Consider the following 26,634-nt stretch of genomic DNA (forward strand, 5'->3'; position numbering starts at 1 on the left):
TCCGCTGGCAACACTTTGGTCTCGCCTGCATCTAACGTTGGCAACACCCCATCAACGTCCAGTTGAAGGCTATCTCCTTTACCATTTATATTATTGGCACTCTTGTAAGTGTTATCTTCAACCGATATGGTTACTTTTTTATTTTCATCTCTTGGTGTTACATATGTAACTGTCCAAGTTACGTTGTCAGTGGTACTCCAAGATAAAGGTTTTAGCTCACCGCCATTATTCTCATCTAACTTTACGTCTGAAATATCGAATTCTGTGACTTTTTCACTAAAAGTAAACGTAAGCGGGACTTCGACACCACCAGCTAGAGGCTCATTCGCATTTGTCGGTATCTTAATTTCTAACGTAGGGACTTTTGATGCTACGACTTCTACGTCTGTCTCTCGAGACTCACCTGTTTTGCCGACTAAATCTGTCGCCGTTACTTTTATCTTATAGTTGCCTGGCTCTAATGAGTGGCTAAAAGTATAAGAGTCATCGGGATTGGGCTCTATAATTGATTTTTGACTTACTTGTAAGCCCAAATCGTTGAAAACCGTTGATGTAACAGATGCCAAGTTTTTATCTGTTACCTGAGCAGTTACATCCAACTGATATTTGCCATCATCTGTCGCTTTGTCATCCTGCGTGGTATCGACAATCGACACTTCAGGGTCTTCATAATCAACAACAGATTCGATACTTTCGGCATTATAAGTATTATTAAAAAGCGTAAAGTTTGTAATAGCACGTCCCATTGAATCAGTGACTGTCAATTTGTATCTGTATTTAGCTTGGTCATCAATTGCAAAATACATGGTACCATTAGTCATACCAGTATTCGGGGTTGATGACGTGATATTACCGCTGAAGTTAAGCGTATCTCCGGATGTTGGGATCATATCAATGGAATAATGCTTTGCCTTGACATGCCCCCCCTCTTCAGAACTAATCGTGAATGATTGTCTTTCATTGGTGAAAGCTAGCTTGCCTTCCTGCAAGCTAGATATATCAGCAAACGAGAGAGTAATAGTCGGCGCAGTCAGATCTATATCGAGTGTCTGGCTTTCACTCCAACCGACTTTGTCCGTAGCTTGGATGTTAACTTGAAGGTTACTCAACCCTTCCAACTCGGCTTTTGTTAGCTCGAAATATAGATGAGAACCATCTTCTTTATATGGTTTTTCAATGATCTCAATTGGGTTGTATTTCGTGTATTTTACCTTAGCGAGGCCACTTCCTTCGTCTCTAATAGAAAACAGGAATCTCACCTTGCTTGGGTCTGTAGGCGATTCACTGACTGTAATATCACTTCCAATAATTGGCTTGCTATTATCGACAATTACGTCAACTTTGGATTCACCTGAATTATTCCATATATCAATCGCTTTAATTGATAATTTGACCTGCTGACCATCTAAACCGTCACTGAGCTCAGTCTTAAATGTTGCGCATGAGAATGAGTTGTCATCTTCGCAGACTTTTAATTGTGAAAAAATTCCTTCATTGTCCTTCCAGCTATATGATTGCCCATTTACGTTTGCAATGAGATTTTCTAGACTTGAGTTTTCATCAACTTTCACTTTGAAATTCATTGAAAGTTCTGAACCTCGGATAGGGCTATCTTTCTTTGGACTGGTGATTTCGATACCAACATTAAACGATGGCTTCAACAACTCTAACGCATAATCTGGTGCAACATTACCTGCTGTATCTGCAAGGTTTCTAATCGTATAGAGATGTTTCGATGATAATGCGTCAATAATTGTTGAGTAGAGCCCAGTATAGGTACACTCGGTAATACCCTCTGCTCCAATACCACAACTGTCTGGTTGAAACTTTATACCTCCTTTATTTCTCTCTAGCACAGGCTTTGTTGACTCAATGTTCACTCCGGATAGACTATCTTTAAAGCTCAGAGTGATTCTCAACATTTTCTCTCCATCCTCGCCGTAAAAAATAGATCCGGAGCCAAGCTGGTAAGTACTCCCCGACTCAACGGTTGGCGCATCAATATCCATCATGCTAAAGCTAAATTTCTTGACCGTCTCTTTATTGTTTTTACCAACAGTTCTGGTGATTAAAACGACAGGCGATATCGACATATTTCTATCCGTCGTTACGCTACACTTGTAGTTTTCTTGCGGATTATTGATTTCACCAGAATAAGCGTAGTCTGGTCCATCATCCGGCGCTCCATCCGAGGTGTAGTTTTCTCTCACCCAACACTCGAGCGTCTGAGCCTTAACCTCACCAACAGGTTTGAACTCTACATTCAACGTTTTACCGGAAATATGAGATTGGAAAGGGTCAGGCTTAGCGATCTCCAGTGAAACCCCTTGCCTTTGAACATTAAGTATCCTGGATGCTGTCTCTACAAGTTTATCTTTAGATTCGTTGACTTTAACATTGTTGGACACCAAGAAATTTAACTTGTAAGTACCGTCGTTAGAAATTTCGGTAACTCCTAGCTTGCCTTTCCATTTTCCAAACTTATCCACATCAAACTTTATATTGTTACTGTTTGATAACTCACCGTACGTATAAGTAGCTGTTACTCCAGAAATGCCACTTGGGTCCTCAGCATCGATGGTAATGATCACCGGATCATTATCACGTGTAATGAATCCTTCGTCTATCGCTCCACCACTTTCATAAGAAAACGACACATTGTTTATGGTAGGCAGCTTATTTTGAACCTTAATTTTATAGTCTATTTTCGTGGTATTTCCACGAACATCAGCACCCTTCAATATTATAGTTCTAGTGGAGCTATCACCGTCATCTTGTCCGCCTAAGTTAACCTGCATATCCTCTTCTACTTTAGTGTAGGAGCCGGAAGCTGTGTCGATAAAACTCTCGAATTTCAGGCTATCTTTGTTTACTCCTTCAGTAGATTGCACACCTGTTTTATTCAAGTCTTCAGCGGAAAGAGTAAAGACATAATTACCGCGATAGTAGTTGTTACCATTAAATTTATTCAGAGTTAAACTTGGCCCCTCGCGATCTAAGATGATGGTTTTTGCATCTGTATCTGAAGAAAAGCCATATTCATCTATCGCTTTAACAAATAGATAGGCTCTATTGTTATCATCGATCGTAATTTTTGCACTTTGTTCACTATTGATCTCAATATCGATAGGCTGAGAAGGGTTTTGAGGTTTAATTGAGCGTATCGCTTCACTGCTTTCAACCTGCCAAATTTCTACATTGCTCACTTTGGAAATATCTTCCACAGAAGCTAATTTAACTGTGAAGTTCGGGCCGACTAATTCACCGGTCTCTTTAGAAACATTATCGACCACCCAAGCATCTGCGTATGTAACCACTGGTCCTTGATTATCAATGCTGTATTTAAACTCACCGCTACCTTCGTTTGATGGCTTGGCATTGTCGCTAGCTTTAACTGTGAAAGTGGCAATATCAGGATTATCTTTATCTTGACGAAAGTAATCAGCAAATAACTGGACTTTAACAGGTTCAGAACTGCCTTCTTGAGGAATGATTATACAGGGAGTTTGTGAATCACCTTCTTTCTTTGAATCATCTAGACATGGGGCCAATTTGACATCGCTACCCGAACTTTGTTTTTTGAGACTAATATCTACAGAAGCACGTGAGCTAAGTGAACCCCAATCTATTATTGGTTGCCATTCAGCATTGCCACTTAAAACTGGCGGTGTAGACTCCTCACTAACGTTACTTTTCACTTCTGGAGGCGTTGAGTCAACCTTGATATGAAAAGTGGTCGCGTTAGTATCACCCAATGTACGCTCGTTGCCTAAATTATCTTTAGCTGCAACCTTTACGTTCCAAATGCCATCATCAAGTTGAACGTCATTTTCTCCACATGACTCCTCGTTGACAGAGCATAGTTTAATCTTGAAAGATTCATCCTGATTACCCTGTGGGCTAATAGTTTGTGTGGTGGAACCGTCTTTAGAAAACTGAATTTGGCGAGAATCAATATCGTCACCGACGAGATCGTCAAACGTAAATTTAAGATCGTGCGTAATACCTCCATGAGTACTTAAGAAATCGTCTTGACTAACTTGAACGCCATTAACCATTGGTGGAACATACTCGACCACAGGAAAATCATTATCGACATATACGGTATTGATATGCTCCTTACCCTCAGCATAATCGTTGCCTTTGTCGTCCGATACTTGAGTAATGAGTTCAAACTTAGCGATATCTTTGAGCTCATTTGCTACCGTTTGTAAGTTAAAGTTATACTGTTTTTTATAAGCATCATCTGGGTTAACGCCATCAATTTTAAGTAAATTCTCCCCCCCATCAACATACCCGCCTTCGTCTTTTTTATACCACTTAGAGCTGAACTGTGGTCCGTTGACTATTTTAGACTCATCTTCAACGGTAATGTTTGCTGATATGCTCCCCGCAACGTATCTCTTTTTACTAACCTCTATGGTGCGGCTTTCTTCACTGAATTCAAGAGATACACTCGGGGGCATCTTATCAATGCTTGTTTCGCATTTTTGTCCTAAAAGCGTCGAATCGCATATTGGCCCTAAAATCGTCTCATCGCCTAACTTTGGGTTGGCGTTAAAGATATCGTCTGCATAGTCCTGAGCAATATGTTTAGTAACACCATATGTATCCGTGGCTACATTAAAATACGCCTGTGCTAAGTCTTTGCGATATGTTTCCTCGGTCAATTGGTTGCCATTGACGAAGATATCCTGACCTTGGGATCCTTTACCGTCTGCTTTACCATCGGCTTTAAGATCATTGAAAATTGCTCTGGCCCAATCTGATCCATTTTGAGGGTTATCTTCAGGGATCTTATTCAATGCTTCAGCTAAAAAGCGATGAATGAATTCGTTGCTCGCGGCTTGTTGATCGGTAATCTCTTTTAGCATGTCACCAAAAGCATAGCTGGTAATGGTTGGGTCGAATCCGAAGAAAGGCTTATCATCATTTGAACCAAGACTAGAACCCGATAACGCCGTCTCTACCTGATCAAGAATGGTATCAAAGCTCGCTATGGATTTGTCATCAGCCTTGTTCCATAAAAACTCAAATAGGCCCATTTGATAAGCTGACAATTCTGTTAGGTGGAGGTCAAGTGACTCACCTGATTTTTCTACCTTGTAATACGCACCTAAATATGGTGTTGGATTATTCTTCTCCGTCAGCGTAACGGTGGTTTTATTCGATTCTGAACAGTTATTATTACACCAGTTATAAAAACTGGCCTGCCCTAACAATTTGACTCGAATGCGGCTGTTTTCATTTATCTCGGCTTCAATTTCACACGACGCTCGATCATGATATTCATCACCTTCATCAGTACGAGTGGTACATACCCCTAATGATTCAAAATTACCACTTTCAGGATTTAAAACTTCCGCTCTCACCTGCGCTTCAATAAATGGCGTATGGATTTTGATTCTTGGTAGATTAAACGTCTTTTTAAAATAGGCGCTCTCTGTTTGACTTTTACGCCCCGCATTATCGACAACCCTTACATCGATTTTAAATAAGTCCTGATCATTACTTTGGTTAATCAGTATTTGACCACAGGTTTGTCTGGTGTACGGTAAGTAGTAGGTAATATCATCTCCCGGATTACTAGGGGCAATTCGCGGAAGTTGCTCTTGTCTGGCTTGATAGGGGATCCATTGTTCACCTCTTTTTTTAGAGCAAACCACCTCTACTTTCAGTTCCTCAGACGGCGTACTGATTGCGATACCACTGGTAGGATCTTGCTCAAAAAAGTCCGACGCTTTGATCGAGATATAAGGGATTGAGTTGTTATCAAGATATGCAGGGTCAAAATTGTCTACAGCAATGCCGTTTTTAGCAATCGAGCGGTTGATATCCAAATAGAACTTTGCCTCTCCAGCCGCTTCTTCTGTATCTGGGTAGGTCTTATCAGTGTATTTTTCTTTACTTTGAACACGACCGCTATCACCATCATAAATAAAGTTCATATCTCCCTCAGGAAAGATGATCTCACTCAATATGGGCTGCTTAGTATCCCTAAAAATTGGAAAATCCTTAACCGTTTCATTGCCACGTTTATCACTGGCACGAATTTCAAGTAAGGTTTTATTCAAATTTTTATCGATGCCAACTTCGTAATAAAAAGCACAAGTATTTTCACCCTGAGATTTACAATCTATTGTGAAAAGTTCCTCACCTTTCTTACCAACCTGTACTTTACCAGTAAGTTCTGCATCACTCACTGTACCTTGGAGTTCATATTTTTCTGCATATTGGCATTCATCGTTATTAAATGAGTCGCACTTTACCGCACCAACATCCCCACCCTTAAAGTTAATGACAGGATATTGGTTATCCCACTGAAAACGAATTTCGGTGGTTTCATCTTCTGGTTTACCGACATAAGGCTCAACTTCATATGGCGTGACAATCAACTTCGCTTGATCTAACGCATCGGTTGCTTGCTCTTGATCAACTTTAACTGTATCAATGATAACGTCGACTTGGGTTTCACGTTGACCTGCGGTAAATACGCCTCTGTTAATAGAACAAAAACTGTCTAGTATGGTCTCACCCTGAGCAACGCAAAGGAAGGTCCCAGTACCATAATCCAAAGAGACACTCACGTCTTGGATGCCGACATCATCACTGAGTGTTAAACGAATTTGGCCATTCTCACCTTGCAGTATTTCACCTGGCTTTTCTCTACTGACTGTTGGTTTAACATTATCTATTGGTGTCTCATCACGAGGAGGAATAACGCCACCACCAGAGTTCGCACTGGAGTTTGAACCCAAGCCACTGATATGGTTGGCGAAATCAACATAGTCTTTCCCTGCTGTTGAAGAGTGATTTATCTTAGTATCATTAACAACATTAAGGAGAGACTTTGCTAAGTCATGAGTATAGAGCTCTGATCCAACACTTTTTTTACCAAACGACATAACAGCTGAACCACCTGTTATCACGTCTTTTTCACGCCCATCAAGCTTGCCATCAGCACGTATATCTCGATATTGGATATCAGCGAGGTGCATGGAAGTGTAAAGTAATGGATCATCTTCGTTATTTGGATCCATCAGATCATAAGAAAATGAAGAATACGCCGTCAATAATGCACCGTATTTATGACCACTTGTTGGCATCGAACTTTGGCCAGAATTCACAATGTCAATGGGCTCAACGAGATTGACATCAAAGCTATATAGTTGTTCTAACGTTGCAGAGGTATCACTGATAGCATCCGACACATCGTCACCTTGATTATGGATCTTAAATTCCGCCAAACCAGTTAACATGTTGGTCAGTGGGGTGATCATCTGAGTGGTATTATCCCCCTCACGATAATTTAAGACAGCTCGAAGGTGCAGCTTTTGACCGTTGCTTTCATTGATTTGCTTGTCAGTGTAAGGGTCAAGATACGCTCCCCCTTTAGCTTCAATGTAAACTGGTTTTGATGACGTTTGCAGTTTCAAGGTATAGCGACCATCAACACCACTTTTCACTTCATCCAATAATCGACCAAGTCGTCCATTTTCATATTCCCAAGCAGATACGATCGCCCCACCAACTGGCGCATCAAAAACCACACCCGATAGAGTTCCTTTTGCGCGTTCTGGCGGTGTATTACTATTGCCACCACCACCTCCTCCTCCTCCACAAGAGGAAACAATCAGTGAAAAAGAAATAAGGCTGAGTGTTGTTTTAAATGTATTTTTAGTGGCCATACTGCATTACAACTATAGGAATTTTCCCGCGATTATATTCTTGTTTTATTTTTTCTCAATATGGTAAAAAACCCAATTAAAGTGCCGAAATAACTATACTTTCCGTCATTGGAACAGACAAATTTCGGTTTATATCAAATTGTATTATCATTTATTTAGTTAAAAGACAGGAATTTGCTTATCTGGCGTGTAACATTTTCTTTAAAATATTATACTTTGACTCCATTCTTTATCTAAGTTTGTTTATATCATGACTGGTTTATTACTCAGGCAACATCATCAAAGTATTTCACAACCGATTGCGGCTATCGCATTGGTCATGGCCACCAATGCCGCTTTGATTGCCCTCGTGACGGCTCCTGAAAGCGAAAAAAAAACCATCACGCTTGAGGCCAAACCTCCTGCCATTGTGCCATTTCATATGGAGGCCGTTTATGATAAATACTTTCAACGAACTAAGATTATTACAGGTTCCATTCGCTATTCTTTTGTTCCTTCATTAATTGATGCAGGTTTATCTCAAGCTCACATAAAATCTCTATTATCTTTAATTGAAAAGGACTTTGATATTATTCAATCAGTATCAAATGGTGCTCAGTTCGCAATAAAACTAAAAACTGACCGTTATAATGAAAAATATATCAGTTCTTTTTACTATTTTGACAGTAATAATGAATATTTCATTAAAGATAATGGAAAAGAAAGTAGTGACAATATTTCTCAACAAGATATTTACCCACAACCTTATTTCATTATGCCAGTAGATGAAAGCTATCGAGTTTCTTCTGGATTTAACATGCGCAGAAAACATCCTGTGACAAGAATGATCACACCGCACCTTGGTACCGATTATGCGGTACCGATTGGAACTCCAATTCACAGCATTGCCGATGGTGTTGTGATAAAATCACGTTATAACCGTTTTGCAGGTGATTACATTAATGTACAACATTTAAACGGAATGGTTTCGCGCTATTTACATTTATCATTACGCTTTGTTGATGTAGGCGATCGGGTCGAACAAGGGGAAGTGATTGCTCATTCAGGTAACAGCGGCCGAACCACAGGGCCACATTTACATCTCGAGTTAATTGATAATGGAAGAGCAACGGACTATGAACGTTTTATGCAGACTCATCCACAACCACCGATCAACCATAAAGCAGAGCGAGAAGCCAAGCTTGAGCGTCAAGAGCTGACTGCAGCTATCAAAATGGAAAGTGAGCCGAGATAACCGAGCATAAATACTTTTCTATTACTTTCAAAATCAAAGCTGCAACTTTTCCGTTGATAATTTTATCGAGCGTTCTCTCTTAAATTCCTGCTTGACTGAAATAAGTGTTAAAATCTTCTTAATATTTGCTGTTTTCGACGCATCACTACCAATACCCTTGTCTGATACGAATCGGGCAACACGTATTGTACACATCAATGCATTGATTCTTGTTACAGCGTAACCATGAAACAATAAGGCGATTTTAAAATGGTTAATAACTCCATTCAGTGGTTTCCTGGCCACATGCACAAAGCACGTAAAGAAATTGAGGAAGCTCTCCCTCAAATTGACGTCATCATCGAGGTGCTTGACGCTCGTATTCCTTTTAGTAGTGAAAACCCAATGATTTCTTCTTTGCGCGGAAATAAACCCGTCGTTAAGGTTCTCAATAAGCGAGATCTAGCTGATCCAGTCCTCACTCAAGTATGGATAGAGCATTTTGAACAAGAGCAAAATGTCAAAGCGATGGCAATTACTACTTCTGAGATCAACGAAGTCAATAAAATTATGGAGCTTTGTCGCAAGCTGGCTCCTCATCGTGAAGAAATAGGTAAAAACATCCGCACAATGATCATGGGTATACCTAACGTCGGAAAATCAACCATTATCAATACACTAGCAGGCCGAACGATTGCTGTTACAGGCAACCAACCAGCTGTAACCCGTCGTCAACAAAGAATCAATCTCCAAAATGGTATTGTTTTATCAGATACTCCAGGCATATTATGGCCAAAAGTGGAAAATCCTCACAGTGGTTTTCGCCTTGCCGCGACAGGGGCAGTAAAAGATACAGCGATGGAATACGAAGAAGTCGCTTTCTATACTGTTGAGTATTTGGCAAAGCATTACCCTGAGACACTTAAACACCGTTATCAAATAGATGAACTCCCTGAATCTGATATCGAGATCATGGAAGAAATCGGTCGTCGACGCGGGGCATTGAGAGCAGGTGGTCGTGTTGACTTACACAAAGTTTCTGAGATTCTTCTCCATGAACTTCGTCAAGGAACCCTTGGTCAAGTCACCTTAGAACTACCAGAAATGATCACACAAGAGTTAATTGAAGTAGAACAAGAGACCACACGCAAGGAAGAAGAAAAAGCAAAACGTAAAGAAGAACGACGTAAACGATATTTACGTAATAAACGTTAATAATTTTTAACTTTTTATCCTTTATCCCTTTCAAGACACCCAAGTATCGAAAAACTTGAGTGTCTTTTTTAATCTATTTATTCCACTCTCTCACCTACTTACCCTCTACGTTTCATTCTTTATTAAAAATCACCTTTTATCAGATTTATTTACATAATTTGTTATCAGCATTAAAAACCTATTAAATTACCAAGCATAACTTTGTAAATAAATGAATATAATAAGCAAAAAAAACAAAAAAATAACGTAAGTGCTTGTTTTTTAATACTCAAAACCATTTATATCAATTTATTTCAACCCGGTAAGATTTAGGTGTAATTTATAAACAAATATAAACACATCATCGTAATATCTCATATTAATGCATTTATTTTTGCTTATATAGATAAAGATAATATTTGTTTACAAGGGTTAAAATGGATAGAAGAAATGTATTAAAAACGGTGACTGCATTGTATGTTGCAGCTCTACCTTCATTAAATGCCATATCTAAAGTAATACCTGATGAAATTGCTTTAAAGTTAGGTAACTATGACTTAGATGCATTTGCTGGAGAGAATGTTTTCACAGATAGTGATGGCACTTTTGTTTTAACAGATCATCAATGGCTTCAGATACAAGCCTATATTGCGCATGCGTTATCCCTGCCAACCACAGCATTTGAATTCCAGCAAGAGTTCCAAATTCCAACAGATATCGATATTGAGGGATTTCGCTGGCTAATGGATTGTTACACAGACCTTAAAGGTGATGCTGAAAGTTGGAACAATGTAACCTTTCCTAAACTTATTACTAGCGTTGATGCGATGTCTGGTTGGTGCAGCTATTCAAGCCAAATTATGCAAGTAATATATATGTACATAGAAGAGCTTAAATATGCAGCCGAGATTAATAACTCGATTTTATTTGAAAATAACAAAACTCCGTTATTGCTTCTTCTAAATCAATTACTCGATTTTGCAATACCTCGTGCTGAAGAAGCAGATCAACTTCGAGGTGAAATGATTACTTTTCAGAATCATCTTGCTCGGAAGAATATCGAATTAGATACCTTGGAGCACCAATATGACGATTTGATTGGTCGATATGATGGTGATTCAATTAAAGAACATATTGAACAATTAAGAGTAGAAATTGATCAATTAAATAAAGAATACGCTAGGTTAGTGACAATCGCAGCAACAACTCCTACCTATGCTTGGGTTCCCTTCTGGGGTTGGTTTATTGCTCCTGCTATCGCAGGTGTTTATGGCGCACAAGCAGCTGAAGTTAATCGACAACGAGAAGAAAAGCTTCATGAACTACATGCACTTGAAACCTCACTTGACCATGGAAAAAAAATTTTCCGTTCATGGAAATTAGCAAGGCAGAGTATCCACTCAACACATGAATTAATAGGGCCAGCTACAAACAGTCTTGGTCTTTTAATTGGTCAATGGCAGCTTTTTGAAACTTCTTTATCAAGCGTGATCAAATCCATTGAAGACCTTGATAGCAATTTAGGCAAAGACAATATCATTGCCGCTATTTTAGCTAAATTCACAGCAGAAAAATTAGAAAAAAATTGGTTAGCGCTTAGCCAAAAGTGTGACCAATTTATTGAGAGTATAACAATTGAAACATACCATTAATGGAGATATTTATGAAATTTAATAAACCAAAAGCTTTATGTTTATTGGTCGCTCTAGGCCTCCAAGCTAATGCAATAGCAATGACGCAACCAACAATTAAAAATGATTATTTTAATCAAAATAACACTTATGGATCTTATTCGCATACACAAGAAGATGAAGGCCGATTTATTCTTGGTAACCCGTCTGTCTTTAAAAATGAAGATGGATCTTTCGTGCTCACATCTGACGAATGGTACATGATTCAGCTATTTGCTAGTACAGCAAGCAGTTTGCCAATCACAGAAGATATGATGAGGCTACAATTCAAAATGTCTGACAACCAGAGTTTTGATGGTGTTTATACTCAACTTTTAGCTAGCTATCAACAAATACATGATAGTGCCGCTGCATGGCAAGACCATAATGGCTATCGAGATCAAATGGTTGGACTCGCTGGTCAATTAATAACATATTCAGACGATGTAGTGGATACCTCTAGCTTTCTAGTACAGTACACTGAAAAACTGGTAGAAGCAGCTGAAGAAGGAAAGATTACTGGTGATTATTCTGACTTTGAAGATTATAAGTATCTAATAAAAGATGTCTTATCTGATATGCGTAAAGATACTTTGGAACTTCAAGAAAATTCAGCTTTCCTAGAAGAAAAACTCACTGATTTTATAAATCTCCTTTCAACTCAGAGAGCATCTTTACAAACAATAGAAGAAAGTAATAAAGAGATTCTTGCTGATGACGGTTCAGCTTTACAAGAGAAGATTAAACGATTAATTGTTGAAAAGGATCAATTAAACGAAGAATATATTCGCTGGGTGAAAATATCCGCAACAACACCAACTTACGCTTGGGTTTGGCCTTGGGGAACCATTGCAGCAATATCCACAGCAGCGGCAGGTACCAATGAAGCTCTTCAATTAAAAGCAAAACTTGATGCGAAAAAAGCAGAGCTAGAAGAAGCAAATAAAGAACTAGATCATACACACGCCGTATATCAATCCTGGAAGTTAGCAACATCTAACATAGATAACATCTCAGAAAAAATGACTGATGCTTTAAGGTCGTTAGAGAAACTTCGTGGTGGATGGGAACTTATCTCAATTCAACTAGATGATGTTATTCCAATTATTGATGGAATAGATTCAGAAAACTGTTTGGATAAATCCAATGCATGGATAGCCGCAATGAAAACAGCTCGAGAAGTTGAAGCATTACAAGATGCATGGAGAGACATTGGTGGACTAGCCGAAAAGTGGGTTGCGAATGCATGGATAACTGAAGAAACCGCTTTCAAAATTAAATAATCGTGTCACCAGATAATTGTTATTAATTTAAGGAGGATTAACTCCTCCTTCTTTCATATAGAGTACCACATGTTTAAGAAAAATACCTTATTATGCTATATGCTTTTCAGTTGTGGCTTTGCCAGTGCATCTCCATGGACAGATTATTATAACATTGAAGAAAGTAAATATTATCCTAGTTCATACAAAGAAAAAGAAATATCAACCACCCATAATTCTGCAACGATTAGAGGTTTATACTTAGATACAAATGATATATATGAAATTATTAACTCTGATGACTACCGGACAGTTAATATTTTTGCCGACACTATAAATATTAACAACCCATTACTTGCTAATATATCTGGTAAGAGTATATTTTTGATGGCAAGGACCATCGTTGGAGATAATTCAATAAACATTAATGTTTCTGATGAAAGTATATCTATTGTAAAAATTCTTGCTAATGAAATAAAAACGCACGTATCAGTTAATGATATGAACGGGTTTAATATTGTATCAAGTGACGCAGGCCGAAACTTTGAATATGTAAAATTTTCAGACTCCCCTGCAATGGTGTCACAGAATGACTCGTTAAATGCTACTGACTTTATCGAAGAAATAACTGATAATAAAACCATCTTTTTTGATCAGAGCTTTGATGCTGGTTCAGCCATTTTTGATCAATCACCTTCATTAAGCGCTTCTGTATTAGGTTGGAACTCTGAAACATTAGGGCAAACCAATGAAATTGTTAACACTAACACTGATTTTGCTAACTTATACACTTCATTTAAATCGATGGAGATATTTGTAAAATCTAGTCAGAAAGCTGGTAATTATTTACCAAACTTAGACATGGATGTTTACTCTGAAGCATACAACACCATATTATCTTCAATGGAAGCCTATCAAAGTGAACTTGATAAATTTGAAGATAGAAATACAGCCTTAGCTGAAAGGAAAGAGTCCGCTCAGCTCATGTTAGATCATTTAAACAGTGCTCTAAATGCCCAGCAAAACATCATCGATAACCAAAATAAAAAAATCGATGCATACAATAAAGTAGTCGATGACAGATCAATCGAATTTGAAAAACAAAAAGTATCTGTCGATGAAAAAGCAAGTGAATTCCACGATGGCCTGATTGCATATATGGTTCATGAAACCATTAATGCTGCTTTTAACTGTTTATCAATCATTGCAGACATTGGTAGTGGGATTATTGGAGCTTATACCGGTAATGTTGGAGAAATTGCTGAATCAGCGTCAGACATGGCTGATGAACTTGGAGAAACCGCATCTATCGTTAAAAACCTTAAAAAGCTCTCAGACAATATCGCCAGTGTTAAAAAATTAGTTGATACGCTCAACTCAATTATCACCATGATTAGAGAACAAATGTACAATGCTGATCTACGTGAGCAAATGAAGTCAATCAACCTAGCTATTCCTGAACTTGAATCTTCTTCACTTACTTGGACGTTAACACAACAAGACATCAATACTAAGTTGTCCATTGCAGAAGCTTTACCAGTACCAGGCTCGAAACAATATCACGCAGCATTAGATAAATTGATAACTTGGGGCTCCGCTATTACTGGTACTCAACTTGCTTTGATTCAAATGACGTCTAACGTAGTTGAACTCGAATTTCAAAAGAAAGCAATTATGGAAGATATCACCCGTATTGAAGCGCTAATCGACAAGATAGGGACTGATCAAGAAGCGATGCTTGACGTAGAAAAGTACCTATTAAGAAGCTATAACTTTTTTAAAAGGCCACTATACACGGCACAACTAAATTATAATGCAGCATACAAATACACGACCTTTAAAGATAGTAACGTTACACCTAAACTAAATGCCACTTATCTGGAGTACAGTAAAGACCGTGTATTAATGCAACAGCAATTTGACGACTACATGTCTAGTTTGTCAGAATATGCTCAAGTATTCAGAAATAGTTTCGATTTAAATGACGCTGATGCTATAAAGAGCCTTAGAGAAACTGGGCAATTTTCAATTAATATTAGCCCTGATAACTATACAAACTTTGGTACTGGTTTTTTTGAGGGTGAAAACAGAATCCGCCTAGAAACTTTTGGTGTTGAGCTTATTGGCTCTGATTTGCCAGATACGCTTTACAAATTTCAAATTTCACACACCGGACAGTTTACTGATATCTATAAAGGTAATGAATTTGTCTTCAATGGCACATTAATTAACAAGTTCTTCTCATACGAAAAAGAGGGAGACATTCATAATATTAATCAGGATGGAAACTTAGAAGAAGAGTTTAAGAGTTATACATTTAAGCCTAGTTTAATGTCGAATTGGACCATTAAACTGAAAAATTATGAGACGATTGATTTAAGTAAGCTTGAAAATATTAAGATCTCTCTACAAGGAAGTAGCATTACCACACCTTGGAGAAAAGACCTACCTTAGGTCTGATTCAATTGAACAACCGCCAGCTCAAGCTGGCGATTTTATTTTCAATTTTAAAAGCGGCTTCAATTCATTATTGTATATATTCATGTATCCAAAATAGACAACTAACTGCACTAGGCTATTTGGGTTCTTAAATCATTTCCTAAAGTCGCTTGTTGAGCAATTCCTGTCCTTGCCTCTTTCATCGATTCTTTATTTTCCCTATAGCTGAACCACAAATAAGTGACTGTAATTGAGAAAAACAAGTAAGACAAAGCAAACACCATAGGAGAGGTAATTATTTGCTGAGATAGGCCATATGCTACACCTGAAATAGTGATCGCTAACTTTGATAACATACCACAAATCAACAAAAACAAGGCCAATTCAGGGAATAGAGAGCTACGGAATGTAAACCAGTAACAACTTCCTACAGCTAAAACAGCTACCGTAAAACCAAATAAAAAAGAGTGAAAGTGTCCAGCTGATAGAACGCCAGCCAAGATAGAAGACAATACGATCAAAATTAATTTCATTATTACCTCTGATAAAGTTGAAAGCACCCTTTCAATATTGAAAACTCAATTTCCACATAATGTGACGGATATAATTCATAAATTCAAGTTTATTTTTTCATCATTCTCTTTAAAAAAAATAAAATTAACATTAGACAAACAAAACAACCACATCTGCTTACAAAAAAAGATATTTTTAACTAAAAAAGTGTACTAGGAGCTTGTTTATAATTTAATGTTATACATTTTGTTAACAAAAAAATTGAAACATTTTGTTTCATTAACGCCCTAAAGCTCACTAAATGTCTTATTTATAAATAATCACTAAAATACTTAATATGACTGCCAATAAAATAAAAAACAAAACAAAAACATAGGCAACAAATAATTTACAAAAATTCATTAAATCAGATTATTTTTGTTTTAAAGTTTAATAAAAGGATTCCATTCGGCAGCTTATTGGTTATAATCCGCGCCAATCTAGGTTTGAACTCATTTGTGAAAACTTATTTTTACCACCCCTCTTTTTAACACCTCTAGCTTATCAGCAAGAGATATAACTGAGATTAAACATGAACAAGATTGATAAAGCGATGCGCATCCTGTTGGCAGGGTTCTGTATCAACCTTTGTTTAGGCATCCTGTATGCATGGAGTGTCTTCAACAAAGCCTTAGTAACTGAATCTGGCTGGAGTGCTGCAGAAGCATCTGCGCCTTATGCGACCGCAACCATTACTTTTTCAATTTGTTTATTGGTCGCCGGGGTTTTACAAGATCGAATGGGTCCACGTCTTATTCTAATACTAGGTACCGCTCTAACTGGATTAGGTATGATTGCATCTGGATTTGTTGATTCACCATTGATGCTTAATATTACTTTCGGCATTATCACTGGTGCTGGTATTGGCTTTGGCTATGCCTGTCTGTCACCATCAGCGATGAAGTGGTTTCATACCTCTAAGAAAGGAATGGTTAATGGTATTATCGCAGCTGGCTTTGGACTAGCGGCCATCTATTTGGCACCTCTTACAGCAGCATTAATCAATAGCATGGGCATCCAAACTAGCTTTATTATACTTGGTATTGGAATTCTTGCTGTCGCAGTACCGTTAGCTGCAACTATAAACAATCCACCAGCAGGCTTCAAACCAACTGAACCACAGTTGAAGCAAGGGCAAACGGCTAAAATACTAAAAAACACCCAAGATCTTTTATGGAAAGATATGCTTAAAACACCACAATTTTACGCTTTGTGGATTATGTATGCATTAGCTGCGTCTGTTGGATTAATGATCATTGGTAACATTACGACAATTGCGACGGTTCAAGCGAGTCTACCAAATGCGGTTTACTTAGCTTCTATTCTTGCTATCTTTAATTCTGGAGGCCGAGTTGCTGCTGGGATCCTAGCAGACAAGATTGGTGGTGTTCGAACGCTATTACTTGCTTTCATTCTCCAAGGCATCAATATGGTTTTGTTCTCAGCATTCGATACTGAATTTACATTGATCATCGGTACTGCCATTGCAGCAATTAGCTACGGCACTCTGCTAGCTGTATTTCCTACGTTGACTGCTGAGTTTTATGGCCTTAAAAACTACGGTACTAACTATGGTGTATTATACACGTCATGGGGTATCGGTGGTGCTATCGGTGCTGCCGTAGTAGGACTATCAGTCGCAAATGGTGAGGGCTATACATTAGCTTACACTATCTCTGCAGCGATGATGGCAGTGTGTATTATTCTCGCATTAATCACTAAGCCATTATCAGAAGCTAAAATTACAAAACTCAAAAATGCTTAAAGCCACAGATTTTTAAGATCTATGCGATAAACATTGATTTGAGCAATAAAAAGCTTAACCTATTATAATAAGTTAAGCTTTTTTATCTGACTATGAATAATATTAATGAACTTGCTCCTGATTATTATCTAAGCAACTTCTATAAATTGCTCCATCACACATCTACTTGGTATCAGGACCTATTAACCGTTGAAGAACAGCAATGGTTTTCGCATTTTCATCAATTATCCCACCATGCTCAATGCCTTTTAGTTCGACTACTTAGTAGAAAAGGGACTTTTTTCCGGAGCGATAAGTTTAATTATCATGAAATTGATGATCTTCAAGCTTGTCTGTTTGAGCTAGAACACTTGAAGTTTATCGAACTATCACCTCACCTATCAAATCGTGAGCTTGCATCTCAGTTATTAACTAAACCAGAAATCTTGCGCATTTTTCCTCAACTACCAAGGACCCTCAAAAAAAACAACTTAATTGAGAGCCTTAGTGAGCAAACCTTTAAACACTTGGATACTCTTGATTTTACAATCATTAAGTTGAACTCAGCTCATATTATCGAGGTTCTACTAACACTATTTTTTGCTAATGCACGACAAGATCTTAGTCAGTTTGTTTTAACTGATATCGGCGTACACAGATTTGAAAGCTATCCATTAAGTAAAACATTACGATTTTTTGATGATAGGCAACAAGTAGAACAACTCATGCTACTCGGTTCACTGTCTGATCTTTATTTTCAGAGCAACCGAAAACAGGTCTCTAACCTTGAGCAACTCATTAACTCGCTGCCCGAAGCCATTAATCACAATTACTTAGACCGTAAAAGAGAACAGTTGATAAATCGTATTGCTCGTGATTATGAACGATTGGGCTATTTTGATACCGCATTAAGTTTATTCCGCCAAACCTCATTACCTCCAAGTCGAGAACGTCAAGCCCGCATTCACGATAAGTTAGATCAGAATGAGCACTTTACCCATTTGGTCAGTGAAATGCTCAATCATCCACTTGATGTCTCTGAGCTCGAGATAGCAAAAAAATTGGATCAACGCGCACGACGAAAGCAAGGGTTATCCAAAGTTCACTACCGTAAACCCGCGTATCACTCTGAACATATTGAGCTTGATTTATCAAAACAACGTGTTGAGTTATCAGTTAAAAATCATTATGAATCTTTAGGCTGGACTGTTTTTTACACTGAAAATACACTTTTAAATGGCTTACTTGGTTTAACAATTTGGGACGCAATTTACTCTCCTGTTGAAGGAGCATTCATTAATCCTTACCAGTCTCGCCCACTTGATTTTTATCACGAAAGCTTTACTGTTAAGCGAAAGTCGATGATAGAAAAATCATTCAATGATCTTCATCAAGGTCAAATAAAACATTTACTAAATATTTTTATTCTAAAGCAGGGTATCAGTAATCCGCTTGTTCAATGGTCATATCTCACTAAAGAACTGATTAGTCTAGCATTAACTCATATACCCTGTGATACATTAATCAAACTTTTTAAGATTCAGCTAAGTGATTTAAGACTTTATCGTAATGGTATGCCTGATCTAATTGCTTTTAAAGAAAGCAAATTTAAATGGATTGAAGTCAAAGGCCCAGGTGATAAACTCCAAGACAACCAATTGCGTTGGATAGGTGTTTTTAACCATTTAAACCTTCCATTTTCAGTATGTTACGTGTCACAGAAAGAGTTTTAATCACCTTCCTATCAAAACGAGATAAAGATCACATTTATCAATTAACTCAAAACCTGCTCTATATTACTCCACATGAGGTTCTATACTCCTGTTGAGAATCATGATGATCAAGAGGGGGTTCTCATGAGTATCCGAGACACTATTTCAGTTCTAGAACAGCAACTCTTTGTTGCTTGTTCTGAAAATGATTATGATACGGTCAATCTTTTAGAACACCAACTCGAATACTTACACGGCAAACTTGAGCATCCATCTGAGGATGCTCCCTGTGCCATCAACACTCAGTTCGAGTGGCAAAGAGAAACGACCAAATAAAAAACCTCCGACCTTGCGTCGGAGGTTCCATTCACAAAAGCTTTCAGCGCCTTTCCCATCTCTCAAGATAAGTTCGCTAGCGTAGCAACTATATTTTCAGTCACTTAGGTGTAGATTTCAATAACGCTTTAAGTTCAAGCAACGATTGGTTAAAAAGATCGCGCAGATCATTTTTTGTTTCTAAATAGGCAGCCAAAGGTTCATCAGCAGCTTCGATATACTGGCAATAGTCCATTAACACCTGTAACCCCAAGCTACCTGCACTCCCCTTAAGCTTATGTGCTAAATCCTTAATTATAATTGGTTGTTTTTTGGCGAGCATATGCTCTAATTCATCTAGAGTTTCAACACTACTTTCTTCAAATAATTCAATAATGTGCTGCATTTTTGTCTGACCCAATATTTGCATATCTGCTTTTACGACTTCAGGGTTAATCAACATCTTCATTTGTTCCTTGCCAACAGGTTTTCCCAGCGCACTTCCAAGTGTTGTAGGTACAAGATATGCACATGTATTACCCTCCTCGTTTACGGGAGGCTTCTCTTGAGGTAACAATAAAGGTTTACCCTCTAACATACTAAAAATCAATGATGCTAGCGCCTCCTTTTCTACTGGTTTTGGCAAGTAACCATCAAAACCTGAATTCAAATAGTTTTCTACTTCTTCTGCAAAAACTTGAGCCGAAACAGCGACCATAGGAATAGATGAAGACGTACTTCCACCTTTTCTCTTTAAGTCAATATCCCTTAAACGATGAATTAAGTCTGAGCCATTGCAATCTGGTAAGTTAATGTCCACTAGTGCAATATCAAAGGCTTCAGCCATTATGATATCTTCGGCTTGAGCACCATTTTCAGCCATCACTACTTCGTGATTTAAACTAAGTAAGAATCCTTCAGCAACTAATCGGTTGACTGGGTTATCCTCGACAAGCAGAACTTTAGCACGAATAAATTCATTACTATGTGTCGTTGTTCCGGTTTCAATAGGCTCACTCACTTCAAGTGGAACAGAGAACCAAAAACGGCTGCCTACTCCTCGAGCAGATTCAAGATTTAGCTCACCTCCTATAGCTTGTATTATGCGACGACTGATCGCTAACCCTAGACCAGTCCCTCCCATCTGATTAGCCCCTCCCTCCGCTTGAGTGAATGGGTCAAATAAATTTTTCTGCTCGATATGAGCAATACCAATACCCGTATCTATAACTTCGAAAAGTACTTCTGAACAACTTTTGGGGTTTAGCTGAACTTGAATATTGATTTTCCCTTGTTCAGTAAATTTGATTGCGTTACCAACCAAGTTATTTAAGACCTGACTTAATCGTATAACATCACCCTTCCAATATTGACCAACATTGTCCTCAATGTGGTAAGTGAACATTAAGCTTTTTTCTTGTGCTCTACTGCTCATCAATTGATAAGTGTCTTCAATCATCTGGTGGAGGTCAAATCCTAAGTTTCGGATTTCTAGGTGGCCAGCTTCAATTTTTGAATAATCTAAAACATCATTTAGTATAGCAAGTAAGTTTTTGCCACTACGGTTAATAACTTCAGCATATCTTTCTTGAATGGAATTTAAGCCTGAATCAATTAACAGTCGCGCTGTACCCAGGACTCCATTCATCGGTGTTCTGATTTCGTGGCTAATTGTTGCTAAAAAAGCCGATTTTGCACGGTTTGCTTGTTCTGCAGCGTTACGTGCTTTGGCATGATTGAGAACTTCTTCATTTAGCCGGTAGTTAGCGAGTTTGAGCTCTGAAGTTCGCTGTTCAATCAACTCTTCCAAAGCAGCTTTATGCTCTTGTAATTCACGTTTTGCTCTAGCTTCACTCTCAGCAACCACTTTAAATGCTTTTGCCGTATTTCGAGCTGTAATAATGGCACGCCCCATATGTGCGAGTTCATCGTTTCCTTTGATCTCTAACTCTACAGCTAAGTTACCACGTGCAACCGACAGTAACGCCGCAGAATATTCTGTTAAGCGTTTAATGACTGAAACATAGACTACCTTCCAAAGGATTATAAATACAATCACTAAGCCGATGATGGAGATTAATGTCAGTGACCATTGAGCAAATTTTAAAGTATTTGTCAGATCGTCAGCTGCAACTAATGTCGTTTTATTTGCGTCATCAACCAGTTTATTTACAGTGTTATTGAGTTCTGTAAATAGCGTTAACGTTTGCTGCATCAAGTTATTGGCATGTTCTTCATTATCAAATTGACGCTTTAAAATTGCGTAAACCAACTGTCGCTTACTCAATTCTGATAGTATTTCTGCCATTTGTTCTGAACGAGTAGGGTTTTCAACTGCCATTACTCGTCTGTCCATAATTTTTAGATTTTTCTCATACTGACTTTGAGCAGCTTTTATTTGTTGTTCATCTTTTAAAGTATTTGCTTCTTCAATCTGATTAAGTATTTTATAGGCAAGCAAATGCAGTTCATGTAAACGCTCCGCTAAATCCAAATCTACTTCAACTAAATTATCCAAAGCTTGATATATTTCTTCAGTATTCTTCTTATTCAATAATTCATAAATGTGTGTCACGTTAGCAACAGAAATTGTCGCTGTGTTTTGAACTTGTGTTCGTGTAAGTTGTTCCAATTCTTTAGCGAGGACTCTCATCTCATTGATAAAAACAGACCTTTCCTTTGACAACCATAATTTTCGCTCTACAGAAATCCCTAACTCTGCCAAATTATTAATAATATTTTGGACATTTTTTTCCAATGTTTTAACTAAGGCAAAATCGAAAGATTCATCGCCTAATTCTTCAATATGAGACAACAGTAATTCAAGCTGAGCAAATAAGTTATGCCCGGCATCTTGTCGCTCTTTTTCATTTTTCGCACTCGATAGCATTTGTACTGATGAAATAATCCGAGCACTGAGTTCTGAAACTTGACGAGCTTCCATCATTGCTGGTATCGCTGAATCAACGACATTTTTTTCCGTTTTTGCCACCAAAGAAAAGCCAGAGACACCGATCAATGCAGAAACCATCACTAGCATCGCCATTGCCATATATGACAATAACAGTTTACGACCAATGTTTGCGGTAGCTAATAACATATTTAATTAACCTGAATGTTCGTGTTAAAGACAATATTACGTTATATTTTATATTATTTACCATTATATCCTTGTAAAGTTTACCCAATGTATAAAAATAACCATCGAGTTTGCCTGCTTTTTAGACACTTTTTCTTATCATTGTTATTTATTATTTTAGTACCTTCAGCATCAGCTGAGAAACTTTGCGCCATTTACCCTCATTTAAAAGACTCTTACTGGCTATCTATCAATTATGGAATGGTATCTGAAGCTGAAAAACGTGGGATAAAATTACGTATCATGGAATCTGGTGGATACCACAATAAATCACGGCAGGAAGAGCAACTTGCTCTGTGTCAAAAATGGGGCGCAGATGCCATTTTATTAGGTACTGTTGGCCCTGATGCTTTTAAAAATAACCTTGGAACACTAGTTGGTGGCATACCTGTTTTTACGATTGTCAATAAATTAAACCTTGACGGCAGCCAAAAGAAATACCTCAAAGGTCAGGTGGGTATTGATTGGTATTGGATGGGGCATGAAGTCGGCAAATACCTAGCACAGAAACACCCAAAAGGCTCCGGTCGAACAGATATTGCTTTATTGCTTGGACCTCGTACAAAAGGAGGTACTAAACCGGTTACCGAAGGGATTACCGAAGCCATTAAAAATTCTGATATCAAAGTTAAATACACCTATTGGGCCGACAATGACAAAGAATTACAGCGGAACTTGATTCAGCACATTATCGACACTGATAACATTGATTACATTGTTGGCAGTGCTGTTGCGATTGAAGCAGCGATAAGTGAACTAAGAACAAGTCAAAAAGCAAAAGAAGTTGGCTTGGTCTCTGTTTATTTAAGTCATGGTATTTATCGAGGATTGATCCGTAATAAAGTACAATTTGCGGCGACTGATAATATGGTCAAACAAGGTAGAACCTCTGTGATACAGGCGCTGCAATATTTACGAGGAGAGGCTTACCAAGAGCAAATATCTCTGCCAATTCAACCACTGACACCTGATAGTTTGTCAAAACACACTATTGAAAGCTCTTTGTCGCCTTCAGAGTATCGACCTATTTTCAATGTCAGCCCACTCTCTCCTTAAACTAAAATGGAAATTATGTCACTTTTATATACGGAAGGATCTAATGAATAAAACCACTCGTACCATGTCCGCTAGTAAACACATCGCTCTTGTCGCTCACGATCACTGCAAACCAGCTCTACTTCAGTGGGTAAAAGAAAACAAGCGAAAGTTAAAACAACATACACTCTATGCTACGGGAACTACTGGACACATCCTAGGTAAAGAAGTTGGCCTTGAAATCAATAGCCTTATCAGTGGCCCAATGGGAGGAGATCAACAGCTTGGCGCACTGATCTCAGAAGGAAAAATTGATATTTTGGTATTTTTTTGGGACCCATTAAACTCTGTGCCACATGACCCCGATGTTAAAGCTTTACTCAGAATCGCCAGCGTTTGGAACATCCCCGTAGCCACCAATCAAGCTTCAGCGCAATTTCTATTTTCATCTTCCTTAATAGATAAAGAAGTAAATATCGAAATTCCAGATTATCATGCATATCTCGCAAAACGAATTTAAACGCTAGCTTAGATTATCAAAAATAGCTGACCAGTCTAGTTTGCTGTTTACCCTTAGTTATTCCTAAACAGCTTCTATAGTGACTTAGAAATAACGACAGGATAGTTACCATCACTAAGTTCGTGAACAAAACTGGAGCCAGAGCCTGTATGTGTGATCCAAACTCGCTCTTTAGCGCGGGTCAATGCAACATAAAATAAACGACGCTCTTCAGCATAAGGGAAATGATCGCTTGTTCCTGTCAATGCACTATCGATATGTTGATGTTTTTTCTTTGCAGGAAATTGCCCTTCATTAACTGACAAAATGATCACGAAGTCAGCTTCTTTACCTTTACTCGCATGGCAAGTCATAAACTGTATGTTTAATTGAGAGAATTGACTTAACCACTCATCGTAAAGTTCAGGTTTATGGTAATGATTACGTCCAAGCAATAAAACTGTACGCACCTTTTTAGCTTGATGATTCAGTTGATCCAATATTTTTTCAACTTGATTACTCGGTGCAATATAAACACTTTTTTGCTTACGTTGTTTATGGCTACTCAGAACTTTCGGAATTTGTCTTGGATTCTCTTGTACAAAAGTGTTGGCAACAATACCTATTTTATCATTAAACCGATACGTTGTATCAAGTTGATGTACCGTTGAATATCTAAAGCGACTCTGGAACTCTGTTGTAAGATCTACTTCAGCTCCAGCAAACTGGTAAATAGCCTGCCAATCGTCTCCAACGGCAAATAAGGTTGCCCCGGATTGCTTATCTGTTGATGTACATAAAGCTTCTATAAGTGCCAGTCGATCCGGCGAGATATCCTGATATTCATCTATCATAATAAATCGCCAAGGAGAAATAAATTTTCCTTTCATTACATAATCTGTAGCACGACTGATCATGGTTGGAAAATCAATTTGCTTGCTTTCCTTTAACATTTTTTGCCAAGCAGTAAAGCATGGCCAACATAAAGTAAGTTCACTGTTAAGTCGTGTGTTTTCTTGATGATTAAGTAGCTTTTGCTGCACTTGCTTTTTGTTCAACCCGCTCGCAGCCAATTTTGTAATTTGGGTATCTAACCAAGCAATCAACTTAGGGTTTTCAGAATGACTTCCTAGTTCATCATCTCCTTTTAAATAAGCAATTGGCCATTTGTCCAAATGTTTCTGCCAACGTTTAAAGTTCGCCGGAGTCATCCAATGTTTTTTCAGCCAGTCAATACACCAAGCTGTTCTTTGGTTTTCATCAATTGCAAGCGGGCTAATCTCTACATTTTGAGATTCAACCTGATTGAGGATATGAAGCCCTAGCTGGTGGAATGTATTCACACTAACTTTTTCAGTGATCGTCCCTACTTTTTCCTTCAACCTAGACTGCATTTCGCTTGCGGCATCACGCCCAAAAGCAAGCATTAGCAACTCTTCTGAATGGGCTTGTTCACTTTGAAGTAAATAAGCGACTCGAGCAGTTAAAACACTGGTTTTACCTGATCCCGCACCTGCAAGTATTAAATTATGATCATTATTTAGAAGAACAGCTTGCTGTTGAGAAAAGTTGAGCGGAGAGGATTCTATTTTATCAAATAATGAAGCCCACTTTTCACGTTCACTTGATAACCAATTAAGATTACGTTCATTAATTGCTTGCTCTGTATTTGTAAGCCAAGTATCAATTTCTTTGATTCGATTTGGGAGGTGCATCTTTGCTTCTAACAAACTGGTTTGTATCTGACAAAAATCAGCCTTTGTTTGTTCTATCCAAGCATCCACTTTTGAAGTAGATAAATAGATTGGTAAGTGCTTAAGTTCCGATAGACTTTTTTCCCAACGCGGTAAGTATTCTAGCAACTTAGAACATTGTTGATTATGCCAATCCTGATATTGTTTGACAGCTCGAGCAGCAAATTCTCGACATTGCTGCCACGGTAGACCTTGAACAAGCCAACTTTGCTGCTTTCCTTCTTGTTGATGAGCAAAGAATTGTAAAGAGCTCCAAAGTAAACCACGCCTTACGACAACTTTACCACTCCAGACGGTAAAAGGAATACGTTCATCACTACCATTCGAACTTAATAAAACACTGTTATCACTAACTTTAACTTGATAATACTCATTTTGAATGAAAAATCGTGCTTTAGTTGAGGCAGAAAGCTGCATG

General features: G+C 38.1%; 14 protein-coding genes. 10 read left to right on the forward strand and 4 right to left on the reverse strand.

All coding sequences use genetic code 11. From position 1 onward, the window contains the following. Positions 1-7,688 (reverse strand): Ig-like domain-containing protein (locus tag VSA01S_RS09400; RefSeq protein WP_244949865.1); only part of this gene is annotated, 7,688 nt, incomplete at its 3' end. Between the two features lie 250 nt (positions 7,689-7,938). Between VSA01S_RS09400 and VSA01S_RS09405 the strand changes: the two genes are divergently transcribed. From VSA01S_RS09405 to VSA01S_RS09425, 5 genes are all read left to right on the forward strand, one after another. Next, positions 7,939-8,922, forward strand: a complete 984-nt coding sequence (locus tag VSA01S_RS09405; RefSeq protein WP_039980871.1) for a M23 family metallopeptidase — start codon at positions 7,939-7,941, stop codon at positions 8,920-8,922. Positions 8,923-9,171: 249 nt separating this feature from the next. Continuing rightward, on the forward strand, positions 9,172-10,116 hold the full coding sequence (gene ylqF / locus VSA01S_RS09410) for a ribosome biogenesis GTPase YlqF (RefSeq protein WP_039980873.1): 945 nt from the start codon (positions 9,172-9,174) through the stop codon (positions 10,114-10,116). A gap of 416 nt (positions 10,117-10,532) precedes the next feature. Then, a complete protein-coding gene (locus tag VSA01S_RS09415) occupies positions 10,533-11,747 on the forward strand; it encodes an alpha-xenorhabdolysin family binary toxin subunit A (protein ID WP_039980875.1) in 1,215 nt (404 codons plus the stop codon). Positions 11,748-11,758: 11 nt separating this feature from the next. After that, positions 11,759-13,048, forward strand: coding sequence for an alpha-xenorhabdolysin family binary toxin subunit A (locus tag VSA01S_RS09420; protein ID WP_039980880.1), 1,290 nt, complete (start codon positions 11,759-11,761; stop codon positions 13,046-13,048). A 69-nt stretch (positions 13,049-13,117) separates the two neighbouring features. Beyond that, on the forward strand, positions 13,118-15,481 hold the full coding sequence (locus VSA01S_RS09425; RefSeq protein WP_039980882.1) for a coiled-coil domain-containing protein: 2,364 nt from the start codon (positions 13,118-13,120) through the stop codon (positions 15,479-15,481). 116 nt (positions 15,482-15,597) lie between these two features. Here the strand turns inward: VSA01S_RS09425 and VSA01S_RS09430 are convergent, their stop codons facing one another. Continuing rightward, entirely contained in the window at positions 15,598-15,999 is a 402-nt protein-coding gene (locus VSA01S_RS09430; protein WP_050567331.1) for a hypothetical protein, read from the reverse strand. 551 nt (positions 16,000-16,550) lie between these two features. Here VSA01S_RS09430 and VSA01S_RS09435 point away from each other — a divergent pair. The 3 genes from VSA01S_RS09435 to VSA01S_RS09445 all read left to right on the forward strand — a co-directional run bounded on the left by VSA01S_RS09435 (position 16,551) and on the right by VSA01S_RS09445 (position 19,810). Beyond that, positions 16,551-17,783, forward strand: coding sequence for an L-lactate MFS transporter (locus VSA01S_RS09435; RefSeq protein WP_039980885.1), 1,233 nt, complete (start codon positions 16,551-16,553; stop codon positions 17,781-17,783). A 92-nt stretch (positions 17,784-17,875) separates the two neighbouring features. After that, positions 17,876-19,495: a VRR-NUC domain-containing protein gene (locus VSA01S_RS09440; RefSeq protein ID WP_039980887.1), complete on the forward strand. Its 1,620-nt coding sequence runs from the start codon at positions 17,876-17,878 to the stop codon at positions 19,493-19,495. A gap of 123 nt (positions 19,496-19,618) precedes the next feature. Next, on the forward strand, positions 19,619-19,810 hold the full coding sequence (locus tag VSA01S_RS09445) for a hypothetical protein (RefSeq protein WP_039980889.1): 192 nt from the start codon (positions 19,619-19,621) through the stop codon (positions 19,808-19,810). Between the two features lie 100 nt (positions 19,811-19,910). Here VSA01S_RS09445 and torS read toward each other — a convergent pair whose 3' ends face one another. Beyond that, the gene (gene torS / locus VSA01S_RS09450) at positions 19,911-22,889 is read right to left on the reverse strand and encodes a TMAO reductase system sensor histidine kinase/response regulator TorS (protein WP_039980891.1); all 2,979 of its coding nucleotides are present in this window, start codon (positions 22,887-22,889) and stop codon (positions 19,911-19,913) included. Between the two features lie 87 nt (positions 22,890-22,976). Here torS and torT point away from each other — a divergent pair, with 87 nt between their 5' ends. Next, positions 22,977-23,984, forward strand: coding sequence for a TMAO reductase system periplasmic protein TorT (gene torT / locus VSA01S_RS09455; protein ID WP_039980893.1), 1,008 nt, complete (start codon positions 22,977-22,979; stop codon positions 23,982-23,984). A 43-nt stretch (positions 23,985-24,027) separates the two neighbouring features. Beyond that, complete coding sequence (locus tag VSA01S_RS09460; protein WP_039980894.1) at positions 24,028-24,483, forward strand: methylglyoxal synthase; 456 nt, start codon at positions 24,028-24,030, stop codon at positions 24,481-24,483. A 74-nt stretch (positions 24,484-24,557) separates the two neighbouring features. Here the strand turns inward: VSA01S_RS09460 and helD are convergent, their stop codons facing one another. After that, on the reverse strand, positions 24,558-26,633 hold the full coding sequence (gene helD / locus VSA01S_RS09465) for a DNA helicase IV (protein ID WP_039980896.1): 2,076 nt from the start codon (positions 26,631-26,633) through the stop codon (positions 24,558-24,560). Position 26,634: the final 1 nt, after the last annotated feature.

It is taken from the genome of Vibrio sagamiensis NBRC 104589, from assembly GCF_007990935.1.
Classification (GTDB): domain Bacteria; phylum Pseudomonadota; class Gammaproteobacteria; order Enterobacterales; family Vibrionaceae; genus Vibrio; species Vibrio sagamiensis.